The sequence below is a fragment of the Mesorhizobium sp. B2-4-17 genome (assembly GCF_006441275.1).
In the GTDB taxonomy this organism is placed as follows: Bacteria; Pseudomonadota; Alphaproteobacteria; order Rhizobiales; family Rhizobiaceae; genus Mesorhizobium.
Genome location: NZ_VFUX01000005.1, coordinates 76,006 through 94,268, shown reverse-complemented (window position 1 = coordinate 94,268; position 18,263 = coordinate 76,006). Strand labels below are relative to the sequence as shown.

Below are 18,263 nucleotides of genomic sequence, written 5' to 3'. Positions count from 1 at the left end.
CCGAGATTCGGCAGCCGAATATGAGCATGGCTCGAACGGCCCGTCGGGGCATACGGTTTCATAACAACAGGCACAGGCGCAATATTTTTGTTCGGCGCGGCGCGTTCGACCCGAAGCATGCCGACAGCATCCTGTCAGGGCGACAGCGATCTGGACCAGGCGTTGGCCTTGCGTGAATTCGTCAGCTTGAGCGCACCGAGCGCGACGAAGCACAGCACTGTGACCGGAAAGATCATCCAGTTGAGCATCGTCCAACCCCAGGCGTTATAGACCATGCCCGAGAGCAGCGACGCGCAGGCGACCGAGCCGAATAGGATGAAATCGTGGAAACCCTGCACCTTGCTCTTTTCAGAGGGCCGGTAACTGGCCGCGACCATGGCGGTGGCGCCGATGAAACTGAAATTCCAGCCAAGCCCGAGCAGGATCAGCGCCGTCCAGAATTGCCATAGCGCCAAGCCCGACAAGGCGACGATGGCGCAGCCGATGAGCAGGACCAGACCTGCCGCCACGATGCGCTCGGCGCCGAAGCGATGAATCAGCGAGCCGGTAAAAAAGCTCGGCGCGAACATCGCCATGACATGCCAGGAAATGCCGAGCGTCGCATTATCCTCCGACAGGCCGCAGCCGACCATGGCCAGTGGTGCGCCAGTCATGACGAAGCTCATCAGCGCGTAACTGCCGACCTCGCAAGACAACGCGGCGATAAAGCGCGGCTTCGTGATGATTTCGACCAATGGCCTGGCATCGCTGTCGGCAACGTCGACCTTGGCGGCGGTCTTTGCCGGCAATCTCAGCAGCGACAGGATCGCGGCGCCGACGGCCGCCAGCACAAGGATGGATGCAAACGAACCGGCAAACATCACCGGCGCGAACAATTCCCGGGTGAAGATGACAATCTGCGGCCCAAGGATGGCGGTGACGATGCCGCCGGCCAGTACGAAGGAGATGGCGCGCGCCTTGAACTCCGGCGGCGCGTTATCGGCGGCGGCGAAGCGGAACTGCTGCACGAAGGCACCACCGATGCCGATCACGAGCAGCGCGAACGCGAAAATCCAGAAACTGCCGTGGAAAAGCGCCAGTGTCGCTATCAGGCCACCAAGCGCGGTGACGACGGTCCCGGTCATGAAGCCGCCGCGCTGGCCCATCCGGCGGATAATAGCCGCGGCGGGCAAAGCGCCGAGCGCCACGCCAAGGTTGAAGCCGGTGATTGGCGCTGTCGCCAGTGATTTGTCGGCGCCGAGCAGATATTGCCCGGCCAGCGCCCCCATGGAGATGGCGATGGGTGCCGCCGATCCGATAACCGCCTGCGAGGCGGCGAGGATCAACGCGGTGCGTCGCCCTTCCCTGCCCGTCTCGACAGCGATGGCCGTCACGATGCGTCCTTGCCACGTCCCTCGCCGCGCACCCGGCGCGATACGCGGTCGAGCACGGCATTGACCAGCTTTGGTTCGTCTTCCTCGTAGAAGGCCCTGGCGATGTCGACATATTCGGTGACGATGACGGCGACGGGCACATCCTCGCGCTTCATCAACTCATAGACGCCGGCACGCAGCATGGCGCGAAGCGTCGAATCGAGCCTGGACAACGGCCAGTCATCCGTCAGCGCCTGGCGGATGATCGGATCGATGGTCTTCTGATTCTCGACGACCCCCGTAAGGATGGCGCGAAACCATTGCGCGTCGGCCTCGCGATAGAGCGCGCCGTCGACTTCCTTGCCGAGGCGAAACGCCTCATATTCGGCAGTGATCTCGAAGACACCACTACCGGCTACGTCCATCTGGTAGAGGGCCTGCACGGCGGCGAGCCGAGCAGCGCCGCGCTTGTTGGCCTGGCGTGCCGCGGGCTGGCCGGGTGAAGCAGGTTCGCTCACGATCGCGCTCCCAGTTGTTCCTTGAGGGCAATCATGGTCAATGCCGCACGCGCGGCGAAACCACCCTTGTCGCCTTCCGAGCGCTTTGCCCGGGTCCACGCCTGCGCGTCATTCTCGGTGGTCAGGATACCGTTGCCGACACAGACGGAGTCCTGCACGGACAAGTCCATGAGCGCGCGGCTGGATTCATTGGCGACGATGTCGAAATGATAGGTATCGCCGCGGATGATGGTGCCGAGCGCAACGAAGCCGTCATAGTGCGTGCCGCCCTCGGCGGCGCCGTCCAGCGCGAAGGTGATCACCGCGGGAATCTCCAGCGAGCCGGGAACGGTGACAACGTCATAGGTTGCGTCCGCTTCATCGAGCGCGCTTGTCGCGCCTTCGAGCAGCGCGTCGGCAAGATCGTCGTGAAAGCGCGCTTCGACGATGAGCAGATGCGCCTTCGCCTTCGGACGAATGAAGGCTCTGCCGTGTTGGGATGTGCCAGCCATAGATATCTCCGGGGGGTTGCCGGTGACTTAGGCCGAAGCCGGGCTGATCGCAAGCGGAAGATTGCTCGATGGACGCCTGCTCTATCGATCCTCCCGCCTATGCCATAGGCGCAACACGAAGATTGTCGTGCTCTGTATTTCGTAACGAATTTCGTAGCTGCCTACCGAAATGCGGCGCACCTCGCGCGGTTCGAACTCTTCCAGTCTCTCACCTATGCGTGGATACTCAACCAGCCGTGCCGGCGCGGCGGCAAGCGACTGTACGGCTCGTGCGGCAGCCGGACCATTTGCCGGCGCTAGAAAGTCATGGAGCCGGACCAGATCGGACAAAGCCTTACTGGTCCATTTCAACTCCATCAGCGTGGCACCGGCAGCGGCTTTTCGGTGCCAAGACTCTCAGCCCATGCCTGCACGGCCTGGTGATCGATGACCCGTCCTGCGTCCACATCGGCCAGTGCTTCAAGCGTGAGCCGTTGGCGCTCCTCCTCCAAATCCACCCACGCAGAAAGAGCTTGTTTGACAATCCAGCCGCGCGGGCGCTCAAGGCGAGCAGCCAGTTGGTCTACTTTTTCCGCCAGCGGCAGCGGAACGTGAGCGGTGATTACTTTTGTGTCCATCTAACCTCACAATCAGATTTAATCGTAGCGATTAAAACTGATTAAGTCGAGGCGTGGGGTAGCGGGTTAGGCTCAAGGCCCCTCTTTCGCCGCCTCCGCCAGCCGCGCCGCGTAGCGGGCCATGGTGTCGATCTCAAGATTGACGTGGTCGCCGATTTTGCGCTCGCCCCAGGTGGTGACGGTCAGCGAATGGTGGATCAACAGCACGTCGAAGCGGGTGCCATCGACCTTGTTGACGGTGAGCGAGGTTCCGTCGAGCGCGACAGAACCTTTCGGCGCGATGAACTTCGCCAGATGGCGCGGCGCTTCCAGCGTGAAGCGCACCGCGTCGCCCTCATCCTTGTGCTCGACGATCTCGGCGGTGCCGTCGACATGGCCTGAGACAATATGACCGCCGAGTTCGTCACCGATCTTCAGCGCCCGCTCCAGATTGATCCGCGTGCCGGGTCTCCAGCCCGAGGCCGTGGTCAGCCGCAAGGCTTCTTCCCAGGCCTCGACCTCGAACCAGCGTGCGTTCGAGCCGCTGTCGGGCAAGGCCGTGACCGTCAGACAGACACCGCCGCAGGAGATCGAAGCACCGATGGCGATGGTCTCGGGGTCATAAGCAGTATCGATGCGTAAGCCGATGCCTTCGCTGAGCGGCTTGACGGCCGCGACGGTGCCGATATCGGTGACAATTCCAGTAAACATCGATGCTGATCCTAGAGGTCCCTTACCCACTCGGCGTAGCTGTCTTCGCCGAACTGCATCTCGCGCAACTTGCGAAAGCCAGCCGGGATATGGTCAGCATCGACGGGCGATGCAATGCCGTCTTCGCCGATCGCTTCCGGCCCCTGGAACAGCACGACGCGGTCGACCAGCCCATCCGCCAGGAAAGCGCTGGCTACCTTGGCGCCCCCTTCGACCAGTACAGTAGCCATGCCGAGCGCCGCCAGATCCTCGAGCAGTTCCGGCAACGCGACGCCACCCTGATGCGTTTCGGTGCCGATGAAGCGCACACCGGCACGTTCGAGCGTCGCCCGGCGCCGCGGATCGGCCTCCAGGCAAGCGGCGACATAGAGCGGCACGCGATCCACGCCCGAGACCAGTTTCGAGCTCTCCGGGAGCCTGATCTGACGATCGAGGACGATACGAGCCGGCGAGCGATTCTCCAGCCCCGGCAAACGCACGGTCAGCGCCGGATCATCCTCCAGCGCCGTGCCGATGCCGACCAGGATGGCGTCGGCCTCGGCCCGTATCATGTAGACTTCGCGGCGCGCAATATCGCCTGTTATCGCGACCTGACCGGCGCCTTCCCTGCCGATCTTGCCATCGCTGGAAAGCGCAAGCTTAAGAGTCACTTCCGGACGCTTGTTGAGCGAGCGAATGAGATAGCCTGCCATCTGCTCGGCGGCTTCCGCCGCCAGTACCTTTTCGACCACCTCGACACCGGCGGCGCGCAGAATGGCGTAGCCCTTGCCGGAAACGCGCGGATCGGGATCGCTCGCCGCGCCAACGACCCGCGCGATGCCGGCATTGACCAGCGCATTGGCGCAAGGCGGCGTGCGGCCGTGATGGGCGCAGGGTTCCAGTGTCACATAAGCGGTGGCGCCGCGCGCCAATTCGCCTGCCTCGGCCAGCGCCTCGGTCTCGGCATGCGGGCGGCCGCCGATCGCGGTGACGCCGGTGCCGACGATCATCGGCCCCGCGCCGTCATCGCGCACGACCAGCGTGCCCACGGAAGGATTGGTCGAGGTCCTGCCCGCATTCCGGCGCGAAAGCCGCAGAGCGGCGGCCATGAAACGGCGATCAAGGGCCGCTTGTTTGGCCTCGCTGCGTTGCGGTGCTGCCATGGTCAGCCGGCGTCCTCTTCGCTCTTGTCTTCGTCACCCTTCAGTTCACCCAGCAGTTCATGGAAGTCCTTGGCCTCGCGAAAATTGCGGTAGACCGAAGCGAAGCGGACATAGGCGACGTCGTCGAGCGACTTCAGCGCTTCCATGACCAGTCGGCCGACCTCGCCGGAAGCCACTTCCGTCTCGCCCGAGCTTTCGAGCTGGCGCACGATGCCGGTCACCGCACGGTCGATGCGTTCAGGATCGACATTGCGCTTGCGCACCGCGATCTCGACCGAGCGTAACAGCTTGTCGCGGTCGAACGGCACTTTCCGGCCTGATTTCTTGACCACGACCAGATCGCGCAATTGCACGCGTTCGAAGGTGGTGAAACGGCCACCGCAGTCGGGGCAGACACGCCGCCTGCGGATCGCCGCGCCATCCTCGGCGGGGCGCGAATCCTTCACCTGCGTATCTTCGGACTGGCAATAGGGACAGCGCATAAAAAGCCTTGAGTTCGCGAATCTGATGAGGCGAAAGGCTTAGAGCCTTTCCGGTCGGGATTGAAGCAGTTCCGTTTCTTCGACGGCCTGCCGCATCAGAGATAGCGAGGCGCAAGCAAGATTGCCAGCGCGGGCAACCAGCCGCCGACCACACCCTCCATGCAAGGCCCATTCGCAGCCCCCACTCCCACCCGGCCGTCCGCATCACGGCGCGACGTCCTTGGTTGGAAAGCCGCAGGATGTTCCGAGATTGCGGTAGGCCTTGGTGAAGCCGTCCATCGGGATGCTGGCGACTGCCTCCTTGCCGAAAGCCACATCGAGCGAGGTGGCCTGGCGCATGGCACGCAGCAGCGCGAGACTGGTCTTGGCCTGATTGTCGACCGTCCAGCTCGGGCGGCCGTTGACGGCATCGCTGGAAGAGACCGTAGCCGAAACCTTGACGCCGGGGTCGCCGAAAGTCGCCGCGATCTTATCGCCGGTCGGCAGGTTGCGATTGTCGATGGTCAGCATTACGGCCGGATAAGCGTCTGGTGGCAGGGCATCGCCGGTCGAAATCGACAATGTCAGCGTGCCCGAATTGCCACTCGCATCGAAGAACGCCGTCGAAGCCGCGCAGGTCTTGCGAGCGTCCTGGCCGGTGTCGAGCGCATCGACGAGGGTTGTCCATCGGCCGAAGGTGCTGGTGGCAGGCATGTCCGGGGCGGGCTGGGTCTGCGCCAAAGCGGCGCCGCAAACGGCCAGCCAGCCGACAACGCCGAGCAAGCCAGAACGAAAATCGCGCATCCTCAATTCTCCGGTTCCATGCATCACCCGATCGAGGGTGATGCACCACGGCGGATAAAAGATGACGCTACGCGTCCGGTCAACCGAGATAAGGATAGAGCGGGAAGCGATCGGTCAGCGCCACCACCTTGGCCTTGACCGCCGCCTCGACCGCGGCATTGCCCTCGTCGGAATTGGCGACCTTGAGGCCATCGAGCACTTCTGCGATCAGCTTGCCGATCTCCCGGAACTCGGCCTGGCCGAAGCCGCGCGTGGTGCCGGCGGGTGTGCCCAGCCGCACGCCCGAGGTGACGAAGGGCTTTTCCGGATCGAACGGGATGCCGTTCTTGTTGCAGGTGATGTTGGCGCGGCCAAGGGCTGCCTCGGCCCGCTTGCCGGTGGCGTTCTTGGGACGCAGGTCGACCAGCATCAGATGGTTGTCGGTGCCGCCGGAAACGATGTCGAGACCCGTTTCCTTGAGGCTGGAGGCCAGCGCCTTGGCGTTGGCGGCCACGCTCTCGGCATAGACCTTGAAGCTCGGCTTCAGCGCCTCGCCGAAGGCCACTGCCTTGGCGGCGATGACATGCATCAGCGGACCGCCCTGCAGGCCGGGGAACACCGCCGAATTCATCTTCTTGGCAATGTCTTCGTCGTTGCACAGGATCATGCCGCCACGTGGGCCGCGCAGCGACTTGTGCGTGGTGGTGGTCACCACATGCGCGTGCGGCAGTGGCGAGGGATGCACGCCACCGGCGACGAGCCCCGCAATGTGCGCCATGTCGACCATCAGATAGGCGCCGACCGCATCCGCGATCTCGCGGAAACGCTTCCAGTCCCAGATGCGCGAATAGGCGGTGCCGCCGGCCAGGATCAGCTTCGGCTTGGTCTCGTGCGCGGTCTTTTCGATCGCGTCCATGTCGAGCAGATGATCGTCCTTGCGCACGCCGTAAGATACGACCTTGAACCACTTGCCGCTCATGTTGACCGGCGAACCGTGGGTGAGGTGGCCACCGGAATTGAGATCGAGGCCCATAAAAGTGTCGCCAGGCTGCAAGAGCGCCAGGAACACCGCCTGGTTCATCTGGCTGCCCGAGTTCGGCTGGACGTTGGCGAAGTTGCAGCCGAACAGCTTTTTCGCCCGCTCGATGGCCAATTCCTCGGCGACGTCGACGAACTGGCAGCCGCCATAATAGCGCTTGCCCGGATAGCCCTCGGCATATTTGTTGGTCATGATCGACCCCTGCGCCTCGAGCACGGCGCGCGAGACGATGTTTTCCGAGGCGATCAGTTCGATCTCGTGGCGCTGGCGACCGAGTTCGTTGCGGATGGCGCCGAAAATCTCCGGATCGGCATCTTCCAGCGTGGTTTCGAAGAAGGATTCGAATTTGTTCGACGCTGCCGCTGCTGTTGCCATGGCCTGAATTCCCCAGGGTTCGAGGTCAGTTTTTGTTTTGAGTATGCCGTCGTCCCAAAACCGCTGCACACTTTTGGGCGACATGCATTGAGTTCGCCGCGCCATTAACACAGTTGTTTTCAACCCGCCACGTTTGCAGCGCGAAATTTGCTGGCCGGTTTGCGCCAGAGGCTGCGAATCCACGGCACCTGGGCGTCGCCAGTCCTACTTCCGCATCTGCCTGCCGTTCAAAAGAGCTTCCGTAAGCGTGGTCTCGGTGAACAGCGCTTGCGCTGTGTGGTCGTTGATCTCGCCGCGGCGAAGCATGGCGCGCAAGGCGTCACGCTCGGCGGCGATGCCGGCGAGCCTCAGGTCGACCTCCAGCCTGCCTGCCTCCCGCACTTCGGCGCGCGCTTCGTCGGCCTCGTCGGACGCAGCGATACGTCGCCGGTAGGCAGCGACAATGCCGTTGGCGGCGGCGAGCCTGGCGCCAGGCACATCGCCCTCCCCTTCATCCGTCTGCGCGATGCTTTCAAGATGGGCGATTGCCGCCTTCGCCGCGCCGACACGCGCCATGCGCTCCTCGGCCGCCCCGGAATCTTCGCCTGGCCCGATCAGCCCGCGCGCGATCACCGGCAAGGCAAGGCTGGCGATCGCCAGGGAGCAGATGATAACGCCGGCGGCGAGAAAGATGACCAGGTCCCGTGCGGGGAACGGCGAACCATCCTGCAGGGCCAACGGCAGCGACAATATGCCGGCCAATGTGATGGCCCCGCGCACGCCGGCCACCGATCCCGCGAGCCGCACCCGCAGGCCGAACGGTTCGGCCTTGCGCTTGCCGAGCCGTGCGGCGAGCGCCGCCGCGATATCGCCGATCCAGATCCAGACGAAACGGATCGCGATCAGGCACAGGGTTAGCGCAACCACGGTCAGTACCGGCTGGATGGCGGGATAGTGGCCGGTGAGCTCCGGCGGCACCTTGCGGATAATTTCGGGAAGCTGCAGGCCGAGCACAATGAACAGCGCGCCGTTGAAGACGAAGGAAAACGTCGTCCACAGCGAGATCGTCTGCATGCGCGCCGAGACACCGAGAAAGCGGAATATGCCGGTGCTCCCGGTCAAGAGGCCAGCGGTCACGGCGGCCAGGACGCCCGAGGCCTCGAAGTGCTCGGCGCCGAGATAGGCGACGAAGGGGAGCAGGATGGTGATCAGCACCTGCGCCTCGGCCGGCACGCCGCCGATGCGGTCAAGCAGTTGCAGCGCCTTGGCGGCGATGAACAATGCCGCCACCCCGGCCAGGATACCGACCACCACCGCATAGAGAAAACTCAGTGAGGCAGCGGCCAGGGAAAAACTGCCGGTAAGCGCTGCTGCGACGGCAAAGCGGAACATGACCAGACCCGACGCGTCGTTGAGCAGCGACTCGCCTTCCAGAATGTGCATCAGCCGCGCCGGAACGACGTTCCTGTCGACGATCGAGGAGACAGCCACCGCGTCCGTCGGCGACAGCACCGCGGCAAGAGCGAATGCAACGACCAGCGGGATGCTGGGCACCAGCCAGTGCAAGGCATAGCCGAAGCCGACGATGGTGAAGAAGACGAGGCCTATGGCAAGGGCAAGGATCGGCCAGCGCAATGCCACCAGCTCGCGCTTGGGCGCACCAAAGGCATCGCTGAACAGCAGCGGCGGAATGAACACCAGCAGGAACAGTTCCGGATCGATCTCGATATGGATGCCGCGCACCGGCCAGGCAAGCGCGGCGCCTATCGCGATCTGCAGCACCGGCAGCGGCACGCGCACCAGGCGCACCAATGCGCCGGAAACGGCGACGAAGACGAGCACCAGGAGGACAAAGATAGCGGCTTGCATGGCGCGATTCCGGCTGTTTCACGAACCATGCGCAATCGTCGGTCTCGCGTCCAGACAAGGCGCCGCGCGGCAATGACCGTCAACCGCATCAAGGCGGCAGTGCGGCTGGTCGACTAGAGATTGATTTGAACACGTCCTCGGCAAAACGAAAGGCCGCCTCGAAGGCGGCCTTTCGTAAAATTATCAATCACTTAGAGCGAAGAGGTGATCTGCAGCTCGCTGGCACCGTCAAGCGCGTAAATATCATCGCGGAACTGCACGACGCCGGGTCCCGTCGACCATGCCGAGAGATAGAGGAAGTGCACCGGCACCGGATTGGTGACCTGGATCGGCGTGTTCTGGCCGGTCTTGATCGCCGCCTCGAAATGCTGGCGGTCCCAGCCGGGCGTGTCGCGCAGGATCCAGGTGACGAGGTCGCGCACGTTCTGGACGCGCACGCAGCCCGAGGAATCGAAGCGCATCATCTTGCCGAACAGGCTCTGCTGCGGCGTGTCATGCATATAGACGCCATCCGGGCTGGGGAAATTGATCTTCACCGAAGCCATGGCGTTTTCCGAGCCCGGATCCTGGCGGAACCGGTACTTGGCCGCATCATCCGTCGACCAGTCCACATTCATCGGATCGACTTCGCTGCCATCCGGCGCGAAAAGGCGGATATGGCTGTTCTTCAGATAATTGGGATCCTTCCGCATCAGCGGAATGATGTCCTTGCGCACGATCGACACCGGCGCGTTCCAGTACGGATTGACGATGATCTCGTTGATCTTGGAATTGACGATCGGCGTCTGGCGATCGATCTTGCCGACGATTGCCGTGTGGCGAAGCACGACACGGTCATTCTCGACCGCCTCGACCTGAGCCGCCGGAATGTCGACCAGCACGTAACGATTGCCGAGTGTGCCGGCCTTCTCCTTCAGCCTTTGCAGATTGGTCTGCAACTGGCCAAGCCGGATCTGCGCCGAAACGTTCATCGCGGCATAGGTGTACTTGCCCATCGAGCCATCGGCGGGAAGGCCGTGGCGCAGCTGGAAGCGCTTCACCGCCGAGTCGACATAGGAATCGAAAGCCGTCGAGATGCCGGCATTCTGCGACAGGTCGCCCGCAATCATCAGGCGCTTGCGCAGCGGCACCACATCCGGGTCGTCGACGCCGAGCTGCAGCTTCTTGGTGTCCGGCACCGGCTGCCATCCACCCTGGCCAACGATGTTCTGATACTGCGCGACGGCCTGCTCGGTGAAGGCGACCGTCTGCGGGCTGAAAATCGGCAACGTCGAGGCCACCTTGCCGCCTTCGCTGGCGCGGGCATCGAACTGATCGTCCCAATTGCCGCGCGCAGAGGATTTCAAGATATCCCCGATCACATCCTGCGCATTCGCACGCCCGGCCACCATGGCGGCAGCGAGCAACGATGCTCCGGAAAGGAAAAAACGGCGGCTGGTTATCATGGACGTTCCAGACATTTTTGTAGCGGTTCGATCACTTTGCTGCGTTGATCATCGGGCGATCTCGCCCGCACTCTAAAATTGGCAATCTTAACAATTAGCCAACCATGGTCAGTATCACGTTGGCGATAAACGCACGAGCGCGACACGGTTGCGGGTGGACGCAAGGCCTTCACCACTGCATCACTGCGATCCTCGGTTCCACTGGAATATGGCGGCAACGTGGCCTTGCGCCCAAATCTGACCGGCCTTCGCTCTGAAAAGAAAGGGACCGGTGCTTTTCGGCACCGGCCCTGACTGGAGGTCGCTGTTTCGGCCGCGCTTCTTTGGCGCGGGCCAGATCTGTGTGGCGCCTTACATCCGGTAGGCGATGGTGTCGTTCCAGAAGCGGTCGAGCCGCTGCAGGGCGCGGTTCATCTGCTTGAACTCGTCGGTGTTGATGCCGCCGACCTGTTCGATCGAGCCGACATGGCGCTCATAGAGGCCGGCGACCACATCCGCCACCTCGTTGCCCTTCGGCGTCAAGGAAACGCGGACCGAACGGCGGTCGATGCGCGAGCGCTGGTGGTTGATGAAGCCGAGATCGACCAGCTTCTTCAGGTTGTAGGACACGTTCGAGCCGAGATAATAGCCACGCGAGCGCAACTCGCCGGCGGTCAGCTCGGAATTGCCGATGTTGAAGAGCAGCAGCGCCTGGATGGCATTGATGTCGGAACGGCCGTTGCGGTCAAATTCGTCCTTGATCACGTCAAGCAGACGGCGGTGCAGCCGCTCGACCAGCTGCAGCGATTCCATGTACAGGGAACGGATAGCCTCGCGGCGATCGTCGGATACGTTGGCGGTCTTCGCCGCCGGACGCGAATTGATCATTGTCTTTGCCTCTCGTTTGTCGCCCTGGTGATTTTTTGTTTTTCACCTTGATCGCGACACTATCGAATACTCATAAAATTCGACTTAAACGCTAGGGCTAACAAGAGCTTACCGGTAAGAGGTTTCGAAAGAGGCTTAACGAACGGTCACCCGAGCAAGGATGATTAACCTAAAGATTTAGGCAATGATCGCGGGGCTGGATTCAGGCGGCCGCCAAGTCATCAATGGCCGCAAAGGCTTAGTGCCGTACGGGGCGTTTCTGCAGGTAGATGACGACGCGAAAGACGATGTAGAGCAGCGCCACCGCCGCATGCGAGACGACGATCAGCAGCCGATGGCCGAAAAGCTCGGGAAAACCGGCATACATGACGGTCTCGGTAACCGCGCAGATGAACCAGATTACCGGGCCCCAGGAGGCCAGCATCCACAGCCCCGCGGCGGCGAAGGGAAAAAACACGGCGAGCATCACCGTCGCCACCTGCCAGTGCACCGGCATGAGGTCGAAGCGCCACAGCGAGCCTGGATAGAAACCGATCAGCTTGATCCAGTACAGGATGCCGAAGAGCAGGCAGTAGCCCGCGATGACGCGCTGGAACCAGGCGAAGATCACCTCGACCGTCGAGGGCTGAAGCACGACGCGTCTCGACGTCACTTCGCTCATGTCAGGAGTTCCCGTTCACCGAGCGGGGCGAAATAGGCATCGATATCGGCCTCACGGACCGCGTCAAGACTTGGCGGCCGCCATTGCGGTTTCGATCCCTTGTCGATGATGGCGGCGCGGATGCCTTCGTAGAAATCGTGGCCGGCAAGCATGCGGTTGAGGATACGGAACTCCATCTTCATGCAGTCGTCCATCGACAATGTCAGCCCGGCGCTGATTTGCCGCCAGGCGACGCGAAGGCTGGTCGGCGAGCGCGTGCGGATCGTCGCCAGCGTCTTTGCCGCGAATTCGTCGGTGCTTGCCGCGCGGTCCAGGCTGTCGATGACATCCTGCAGCGACGGCTGGGCGAAATGGCGCGATATAGCTCCCAGGATCGGCCTTTCGGTCTCCCGCTTCGCCGGAACAAGGAAACCGCGCAGCACCGATTCCGGATCGCCAGTCAGCGCCAGCCGGTCGAGGAAGCTTACCTGGTCCTCGGCCTTGATGGTGTGGGTGGCCAGACCCGACCACAGCGCATCGCCATAGCGGATGCGGTTGCCGGTCAGCGCCAGATACATGCCGAAGGAGCCGCCAAGATCGGGCAGCAAATGGCTGGCGCCGACATCGGGGAAAAAACCTATGCCGACCTCCGGCATGGCGAACTGGGCATTCTCCGTCATCACCCGGTGCGAACCGTGAAAGGAAATGCCGACGCCGCCCCCCATGACGATGCCGTCGATGAGCGCCACATAAGGTTTGCGGAAGCTGTTGATGCGGGCGTTCAGCCGATACTCATCGGCGAAGAACTCGACCGGCGGCTTTCCAGCCCGGCCGGCTTCGTAGATGTGGAGGATATCGCCTCCGGCCGAAAACGCCCTGCCCTCTGCCTTGATGACGACGACGTCCACGCCGTCATCGCGCTCCCAGGCATGCAGCGCCTTGCCCAGTGCCTTGACCATGCGATGGGTGACGGCATTGAGCGCCTGCGGCCGTGTCAGCGTCACGACACCGGCTCTGCCCAACCGTTCGAAGCGAATTTCGTCGCCTCCACCAAAATCCATTGCCAGAGAATCCCTTCCCCGCGCCTGCGGGACTGAAGTGCTAAAGGCGGCGCATGGGTGCGTCAATGGCAGCAGCCTCTTCGCCGCGGTCTTGGCGGCTGGCGGCAGCCGATGCTACGAAGATCGCCGCCATTCAAAGCGACGCGCCGATATCAAGCGCGCAGACGGGATCGGGGGACAGTTGGGCATATCCGGATTTCTTCGTACCGCGCTTTTCACGATCGGACTTGTGATCGCAGGCCTTGTACCGCGCGCCGCATACGCCGTCACGGCCGACGAACTCTACCAGTCGAAGACCATCGTCACCGGCCAGGGCGAAGCGAACCGCCAGATAGGCTTCAGAGACTGCCTGGATCGGGTTCTGGTCAGGGTTTCAGGCGATCAGCGGCTGCTGAAAAAACCAGAAATGGCGGATCTGCGCGACAAGGCTGGCAGCTTCGTCGATTCCTTCCGCTACCGCGACCGGCTGCAAGGCATTCCGATCCATGACGAGCAAGGCACGCATGACCGGCCACACGATCTCACCTGTCTCTACAAGCCTGATATCCTCGACAAGGTGCTGGCGTCGCTTGGCGGCAAACCCTGGCTTGGTGAGCGGCCGACACTCACCGTCTTTCTCGCCACCGAACAGGGCGCTCGGCATTTCGTGCTGAGCGCCGGGGAAAAGCGTGGCGAGACGATGCGCGAATCCTTCGCCAATGACGCCGGTCCGATGCTGATGCATGTCGTGTTTCCGAAGGCTGCTCAGCTTGCCGGCTTGGACGAAACAGCGCTGGGCTCCGCCGATATGGCAAGGCTGGACCGACTGGCCAAACAGACCGGCGGCACCCAAGCGCTCGCCGGCAGCATGGTATGGAGCGACAAAGAGCTCGGCTGGATCGCCGATTGGCGACTGGCCGATCACGGCAAGACCTATCGTTGGCAGGTACGTGGCGTCAGCTTCGACGAGGCGTTTCGTGTGGCCATCAGCGGTGCGGCGCAGATTCTGTCCGGCAACGGAAAGCCTTGAGAGGTCCGCGGCCCTTATCTTCCCGCCGGCACTTTCTCCGTGAACGGAGAGACGAAAAGCTGGCACAAACGTGTCGCATTGGTCAGCGCCACGGGCTCGTGGTAAAAGCCGGCTATCCGGAGTTTTGGCAATGAACAAATTCACCCCGACAAAACCAGCCGGCGCGCGCAGCGTCGACGACGTCACCGGCAGCCGCCGCCTGCGCCGCATGCGCAAGGCCGACTGGTCGCGCCGGCTCGTGCAGGAGAACCGGCTTTCGGTCGACGACCTGATCTGGCCGATCTTCGTCGTCGAGGGCAATAATGTGCGCGAGCCGATCGCCGCCATGCCAGGCGTCTTCCGACTGTCGGTCGATCTCGCCGTCAAGGAGGCCGAACGCGCGGCCAAGCTCGGCATACCGGCACTCGCCACTTTCCCCAATGTCGAGCTGGGCCTGCGCGACCAGACCGGCTCGCATATCCTCGATCCGGAAAACATCATCAACCGCGCCACCCGCGCCATAAAGAGCGCAGTGCCCGAGATCGGCATCATCACCGACGCCGCGCTCGATCCGTTCACCAGCCACGGCCATGACGGCATCCTGCGCGACGGCATCATCGTCAACGACGAAACGGTGGAACAGGTCGCGGCGGCGGCCGTCATCCAGGCGGCGGCGGGCGCCGATATCATCGCGCCATCCGACATGATGGATGGCCGCATCGGTGCCATCCGCGACGCGCTAGACGCCAACGGCTTTCAGGACGTGGCGATCATGTCCTACGCGACCAAGTTCGCGTCGGCCTTCTATGGCCCTTATCGCGAGGCGGTCGGCACCGCCGGCCTGCTCAAGGGCGACAAGAAGACCTACTATATCGACCACGCCAATTCGGACGAGGCGGTACGCGAGGCCGAGCAGGACCTCGCCGAGGGCGCCGACATGCTGATGGTCAAGCCCGGCCTGCCCTATCTCGACATCATCCGCCGGCTGAAGGACGAATTCCAGATGCCGACCTTCGCCTACCAGGTCTCGGGCGAATATTCGATGATCAAGGCAGCGGGCGCCAATGGCTGGATCGATGGCGAGAAGGCGATGCTGGAATCGCTGCTTGCCTTCAAGCGTGCAGGCTGCGACGGCGTCCTGACCTATTTCGCGCCCGAAGTGGCCGTGATGCTGAAGGGGTAACTTCGCCCCCCTCAGCCACCGCACCGCGACCCTTCCAGGTCTTGCATGACACGCTTCGGAGCCGGCTGTCATCTCGGCGAATTCCCGCTGACAAGGTGGGCTGGTTGCGGCTATGATGCCGCATGGCCGGAGGCGGCCGGCAGCCCGCACCTCGCCAAGAGGCATGGCGAACGCCTCCAGAGGATGCTTCCTGACCCGTTTCACCGTCGGGCGAAGGCGTCGGCAATGCGGGCACTGACGAAGACTTCGCCGTGCCCCGAGGAAACGGACATGCTTGCCTATCGCGATGCCAAGACCATGGCGAAAGCCATGCGGGACGCGCTTGCCGACCACGACCTGACGATCAGCCACAGCGAGGCCCTGGAAATCGTCGCGCGCCAGTTCGGACTGGCGAACTGGAATATCCTGTCGGCAAAGATCGAAGCGCCGCTCGCGAGGCAGGAGACGATCATCTTCGAACGGACGGCGCCAATCGTGCGCATCTTCGACGTCGCGAAGGCGCACGAATTCTACCTCGGCTTCCTCGGTTTCACCGTGGACTGGGAACACCGCTACGGCGACCATTTCCCGCTGTACACGCAGGTCTCGCGTGGCAATCTTGTCCTGCACCTGTCCGAACACGCCGGCGACGCGACGCCAGGCGGCAACATGGTTGTCTACATGAAGGGCATCCGCGACTTCCATGAGGAGCTTGCGGGCAAGGACTACCGCTATATGAAACCCGGCTTGGAAGACGAGGACGGGCGGCTGACGGTGGAGGTCATCGACCCGTTCAGCAACCACATCCGCTTCATGGAGCTCGTCAGCGAATGAGTTGGTGTGGCAACCGTCCCGGCGGCGGCTTGCCATCATCAATCGTCACGAGACAAGTCCGGACATCGCTTGACCGCGGGTCCGGACACGCATTATTCGCATCTCGAAGATACCGCTTGCAATTTGCAATCGGTTTGCTACAAAAAACTGCTTGCATAACACAACTGACTATCGAGGAGATTTCATGTCCAAGCTGCGTGTCAATGCATTCTCCCTATCGCTCGATGGCTTTGGGGCCGGTCCCAACCAGGACTTGGAGAATCCGCTTGGTGTCGGCGGAAAATCGCTGCACAAATGGGCGTTCACCACCCGGACCTTCCGCAAGATGTTCGGCGAGGAAGGCGGCGCCAGCGGCGTCGACGAGGATTTCGCCGCGCGCAGCTTCGAAAATGTCGGCGCCTGGATCCTGGGCCGCAACATGTTCGGACCCATCCGCGGCCCCTGGAAGGACGAGAGCTGGAAGGGCTGGTGGGGCGACAACCCGCCCTATCACGTGCCGGTCTTCGTGCTGACCCACCATGCGCGTGAGCCCGTCGTCATGGAAGGCGGCACGACCTTTTACTTCGTCACCGAGGGTATCCATTCGGCGCTTGAGCAAGCGAAGGCTGCGGCTGATGGAAAGGATGTGCGGGTCGGTGGCGGCGTCGCGACAATCAGGCAATATCTGGAGCAGAAACTTATCGACGAGATGCATCTGGCGATCTCGCCCGTGCTGATCGGCGCAGGCGAAAACCTTCTGGCCGGCCTCGACATGCCGAAACTCGGCTATCAATGCAGCGAACAGGTCGCTTCGCCGCACGCCATGCATGTGGTCATCAAACGGGCATAGCCGCAACTCCGGTCATTGGCGAAACCCGCAGGTGCAAGCCTCTTTCTCTCCGTCACTATACGGGGAGAGACGGAAATGCGCCTCAATATTTCTCCGGCACGTAAAGTTCTCGCGGCAGAACCTGGCGCTCGTATTCCGGGTTGAACACGCGCTCGGGCAGTGTGATCTCCTCGTGCGGCACATCTTCATACGGCATCTGCTTCAAAAGATGATCGATGCAGTTGAGCCGCGCGCGCTTCTTGTCGTTGCCCTCGACGATGAACCAGGGCGCTTCGGGAATGTTGGTGCGGGCGAAGGTTTCTTCCTTGGCCTTGGTGTATTGCTCCCACCGCACACGCGACTGCAGATCCATGGGCGACAGCTTCCACTGCTTCATCGGATCGTGGATGCGCATCAGGAAGCGCATCTGCTGTTCCTCATCGGTGATCGAGAACCAGTATTTGACCACGGTGATGCCCGAGCGCACCAGCATGCGCTCGAACTCCGGCACGTCATGGAAGAACTCCTCGACCTGCTCGTGCGAAGCAAAGCCCATCACCCGTTCGACGCCGGACCGGTTGTACCAGGAGCGATCGAACAGCACGATCTCGCCGCCTGCCGGCAGGTGCGGGACATAGCGCTGGAAATACCATTGCGACTTCTCGCGCTCGGTCGGCGCCGGCAATGCCACGACGCGGCAGATGCGCGGATTGAGCCGCTGGGTAATGCGCTTGATGACGCCGCCCTTGCCGGCGGAGTCACGGCCCTCGAAAATCACCACCAGCTTCTTCTTGTGATAGGCGACCCAGGACTGGAGTTTGATCAATTCGGATTGCAGGGTGATCAGGTCGCGAAAATACTGCATGCGATCGATCGAAGGCGGATGCGAGTTCTTGTAGATCTTGGCGATCTCCATCGACAGCGCCGGCTCCGACATTTCGAGTTCATAATCTTCGTCGAGCGTGTCGGCGAGCTCGGCTTCGAGCCAGTCCTTGGCGGGAGAATTCTGTTTTAGCTCGGTCATGTCAGCTGCTCCGCTTGCAAACCCTGTCGGTTCCGGACGGTGTTCCCATTGCTGGCCAGCGGCCTTGATGGAAACACCTGAGCCGACTTCAATATAGGCCGGCAGTGACGGTTTTATT

General features: G+C 62.4%; 20 protein-coding genes. 4 read left to right on the top strand and 16 right to left on the bottom strand.

From position 1 onward, the window contains the following. Positions 1–134: 134 nt before the first annotated feature. From FJ548_RS05990 to FJ548_RS05920, 15 genes are all read right to left on the bottom strand, one after another. Positions 135–1,373 carry an MFS transporter gene (locus tag FJ548_RS05990; RefSeq protein ID WP_140762817.1) on the bottom strand — a complete coding sequence of 413 codons (1,239 nt, stop codon included), beginning with the start codon at positions 1,371–1,373 and terminating at the stop codon, positions 135–137. Continuing rightward, the gene (nusB, locus tag FJ548_RS05985; RefSeq protein ID WP_140777297.1) at positions 1,370–1,870 is read right to left on the bottom strand and encodes a transcription antitermination factor NusB; all 501 of its coding nucleotides are present in this window, start codon (positions 1,868–1,870) and stop codon (positions 1,370–1,372) included. Before nusB ends, FJ548_RS05990 begins: the two co-directional genes overlap by 4 nt. Beyond that, positions 1,867–2,361, bottom strand: coding sequence for a 6,7-dimethyl-8-ribityllumazine synthase (gene ribH / locus FJ548_RS05980; protein ID WP_140609994.1), 495 nt, complete (start codon positions 2,359–2,361; stop codon positions 1,867–1,869). The genes nusB and ribH overlap by 4 nt, the downstream gene beginning before the upstream one ends. 81 nt (positions 2,362–2,442) lie before the next feature. Next, a complete protein-coding gene (locus tag FJ548_RS05975; protein ID WP_140777296.1) occupies positions 2,443–2,718 on the bottom strand; it encodes a type II toxin-antitoxin system RelE/ParE family toxin in 276 nt (91 codons plus the stop codon). Beyond that, entirely contained in the window at positions 2,718–2,978 is a 261-nt protein-coding gene (locus FJ548_RS05970) for a ribbon-helix-helix domain-containing protein (protein WP_140692671.1), read from the bottom strand. Before FJ548_RS05970 ends, FJ548_RS05975 begins: the two co-directional genes overlap by 1 nt. Positions 2,979–3,050: 72 nt before the next feature. Beyond that, positions 3,051–3,668, bottom strand: a complete 618-nt coding sequence (locus FJ548_RS05965; RefSeq protein ID WP_140777295.1) for a riboflavin synthase — start codon at positions 3,666–3,668, stop codon at positions 3,051–3,053. Between the two features lie 11 nt (positions 3,669–3,679). Continuing rightward, positions 3,680–4,810 carry a bifunctional diaminohydroxyphosphoribosylaminopyrimidine deaminase/5-amino-6-(5-phosphoribosylamino)uracil reductase RibD gene (ribD, locus tag FJ548_RS05960; protein WP_140762826.1) on the bottom strand — a complete coding sequence of 377 codons (1,131 nt, stop codon included), beginning with the start codon at positions 4,808–4,810 and terminating at the stop codon, positions 3,680–3,682. Positions 4,811–4,812: 2 nt separating this feature from the next. Continuing rightward, on the bottom strand, positions 4,813–5,292 hold the full coding sequence (gene nrdR / locus FJ548_RS05955; protein ID WP_010915593.1) for a transcriptional regulator NrdR: 480 nt from the start codon (positions 5,290–5,292) through the stop codon (positions 4,813–4,815). 204 nt (positions 5,293–5,496) lie between these two features. After that, positions 5,497–6,075 carry a hypothetical protein gene (locus tag FJ548_RS05950; RefSeq protein ID WP_181165597.1) on the bottom strand — a complete coding sequence of 193 codons (579 nt, stop codon included), beginning with the start codon at positions 6,073–6,075 and terminating at the stop codon, positions 5,497–5,499. Positions 6,076–6,154: 79 nt separating this feature from the next. Then, positions 6,155–7,468, bottom strand: coding sequence for a serine hydroxymethyltransferase (gene glyA / locus FJ548_RS05945; RefSeq protein ID WP_015318249.1), 1,314 nt, complete (start codon positions 7,466–7,468; stop codon positions 6,155–6,157). 204 nt (positions 7,469–7,672) lie between these two features. Further along, complete coding sequence (locus tag FJ548_RS05940; RefSeq protein WP_140777294.1) at positions 7,673–9,316, bottom strand: Na+/H+ antiporter; 1,644 nt, start codon at positions 9,314–9,316, stop codon at positions 7,673–7,675. 191 nt (positions 9,317–9,507) lie between these two features. Further along, entirely contained in the window at positions 9,508–10,761 is a 1,254-nt protein-coding gene (locus tag FJ548_RS05935; protein ID WP_140609987.1) for a murein L,D-transpeptidase, read from the bottom strand. Between the two features lie 351 nt (positions 10,762–11,112). Next, complete coding sequence (locus FJ548_RS05930) at positions 11,113–11,628, bottom strand: winged helix DNA-binding protein (protein ID WP_013896002.1); 516 nt, start codon at positions 11,626–11,628, stop codon at positions 11,113–11,115. 238 nt (positions 11,629–11,866) lie between these two features. Beyond that, complete coding sequence (locus tag FJ548_RS05925) at positions 11,867–12,289, bottom strand: DUF6163 family protein (RefSeq protein ID WP_140609986.1); 423 nt, start codon at positions 12,287–12,289, stop codon at positions 11,867–11,869. After that, on the bottom strand, positions 12,286–13,329 hold the full coding sequence (locus FJ548_RS05920) for an enoyl-CoA hydratase/isomerase family protein (RefSeq protein ID WP_140609985.1): 1,044 nt from the start codon (positions 13,327–13,329) through the stop codon (positions 12,286–12,288). The genes FJ548_RS05925 and FJ548_RS05920 overlap by 4 nt, the downstream gene beginning before the upstream one ends. 229 nt (positions 13,330–13,558) lie before the next feature. Between FJ548_RS05920 and FJ548_RS05915 the strand changes: the two genes are divergently transcribed. The 4 genes from FJ548_RS05915 to FJ548_RS05900 all read left to right on the top strand — a co-directional run bounded on the left by FJ548_RS05915 (position 13,559) and on the right by FJ548_RS05900 (position 17,142). After that, entirely contained in the window at positions 13,559–14,338 is a 780-nt protein-coding gene (locus FJ548_RS05915; protein ID WP_246678567.1) for a DUF2066 domain-containing protein, read from the top strand. Between the two features lie 130 nt (positions 14,339–14,468). Further along, positions 14,469–15,500, top strand: a complete 1,032-nt coding sequence (gene hemB, locus FJ548_RS05910; protein WP_140777293.1) for a porphobilinogen synthase — start codon at positions 14,469–14,471, stop codon at positions 15,498–15,500. A gap of 270 nt (positions 15,501–15,770) precedes the next feature. Next, positions 15,771–16,313 carry a glyoxalase superfamily protein gene (locus tag FJ548_RS05905; protein ID WP_140609982.1) on the top strand — a complete coding sequence of 181 codons (543 nt, stop codon included), beginning with the start codon at positions 15,771–15,773 and terminating at the stop codon, positions 16,311–16,313. 184 nt (positions 16,314–16,497) lie between these two features. Next, positions 16,498–17,142: a dihydrofolate reductase family protein gene (locus tag FJ548_RS05900; protein ID WP_140777292.1), complete on the top strand. Its 645-nt coding sequence runs from the start codon at positions 16,498–16,500 to the stop codon at positions 17,140–17,142. Between the two features lie 82 nt (positions 17,143–17,224). Here the strand turns inward: FJ548_RS05900 and ppk2 are convergent, their stop codons facing one another. After that, entirely contained in the window at positions 17,225–18,145 is a 921-nt protein-coding gene (ppk2, locus tag FJ548_RS05895) for a polyphosphate kinase 2 (protein WP_140609980.1), read from the bottom strand. Between the last annotated feature and the right edge of the window lie 118 nt (positions 18,146–18,263).

Coding starts and splice junctions, on each gene's coding strand:
- ribH (WP_140609994.1), bottom strand. CDS start 2,361: ATGGCTGGCACATCCCAACACGGCAGAGCCTTCATTCGTCCGAAGGCG.
- FJ548_RS05975 (WP_140777296.1), bottom strand. CDS start 2,718: ATGGAGTTGAAATGGACCAGTAAGGCTTTGTCCGATCTGGTCCGGCTC.
- FJ548_RS05970 (WP_140692671.1), bottom strand. CDS start 2,978: ATGGACACAAAAGTAATCACCGCTCACGTTCCGCTGCCGCTGGCGGAA.
- FJ548_RS05965 (WP_140777295.1), bottom strand. CDS start 3,668: ATGTTTACTGGAATTGTCACCGATATCGGCACCGTCGCGGCCGTCAAG.
- ribD (WP_140762826.1), bottom strand. CDS start 4,810: ATGGCAGCACCGCAACGCAGCGAGGCCAAACAAGCGGCCCTTGATCGC.
- nrdR (WP_010915593.1), bottom strand. CDS start 5,292: ATGCGCTGTCCCTATTGCCAGTCCGAAGATACGCAGGTGAAGGATTCG.
- FJ548_RS05950 (WP_181165597.1), bottom strand. CDS start 6,075: ATGCGCGATTTTCGTTCTGGCTTGCTCGGCGTTGTCGGCTGGCTGGCC.
- glyA (WP_015318249.1), bottom strand. CDS start 7,468: ATGGCAACAGCAGCGGCAGCGTCGAACAAATTCGAATCCTTCTTCGAA.
- FJ548_RS05940 (WP_140777294.1), bottom strand. CDS start 9,316: ATGCAAGCCGCTATCTTTGTCCTCCTGGTGCTCGTCTTCGTCGCCGTT.
- FJ548_RS05935 (WP_140609987.1), bottom strand. CDS start 10,761: ATGATAACCAGCCGCCGTTTTTTCCTTTCCGGAGCATCGTTGCTCGCT.
- FJ548_RS05930 (WP_013896002.1), bottom strand. CDS start 11,628: ATGATCAATTCGCGTCCGGCGGCGAAGACCGCCAACGTATCCGACGAT.
- FJ548_RS05925 (WP_140609986.1), bottom strand. CDS start 12,289: ATGAGCGAAGTGACGTCGAGACGCGTCGTGCTTCAGCCCTCGACGGTC.
- FJ548_RS05920 (WP_140609985.1), bottom strand. CDS start 13,329: ATGGATTTTGGTGGAGGCGACGAAATTCGCTTCGAACGGTTGGGCAGA.
- hemB (WP_140777293.1), top strand. CDS start 14,469: ATGAACAAATTCACCCCGACAAAACCAGCCGGCGCGCGCAGCGTCGAC.
- FJ548_RS05905 (WP_140609982.1), top strand. CDS start 15,771: ATGCTTGCCTATCGCGATGCCAAGACCATGGCGAAAGCCATGCGGGAC.
- FJ548_RS05900 (WP_140777292.1), top strand. CDS start 16,498: ATGTCCAAGCTGCGTGTCAATGCATTCTCCCTATCGCTCGATGGCTTT.
- ppk2 (WP_140609980.1), bottom strand. CDS start 18,145: ATGACCGAGCTAAAACAGAATTCTCCCGCCAAGGACTGGCTCGAAGCC.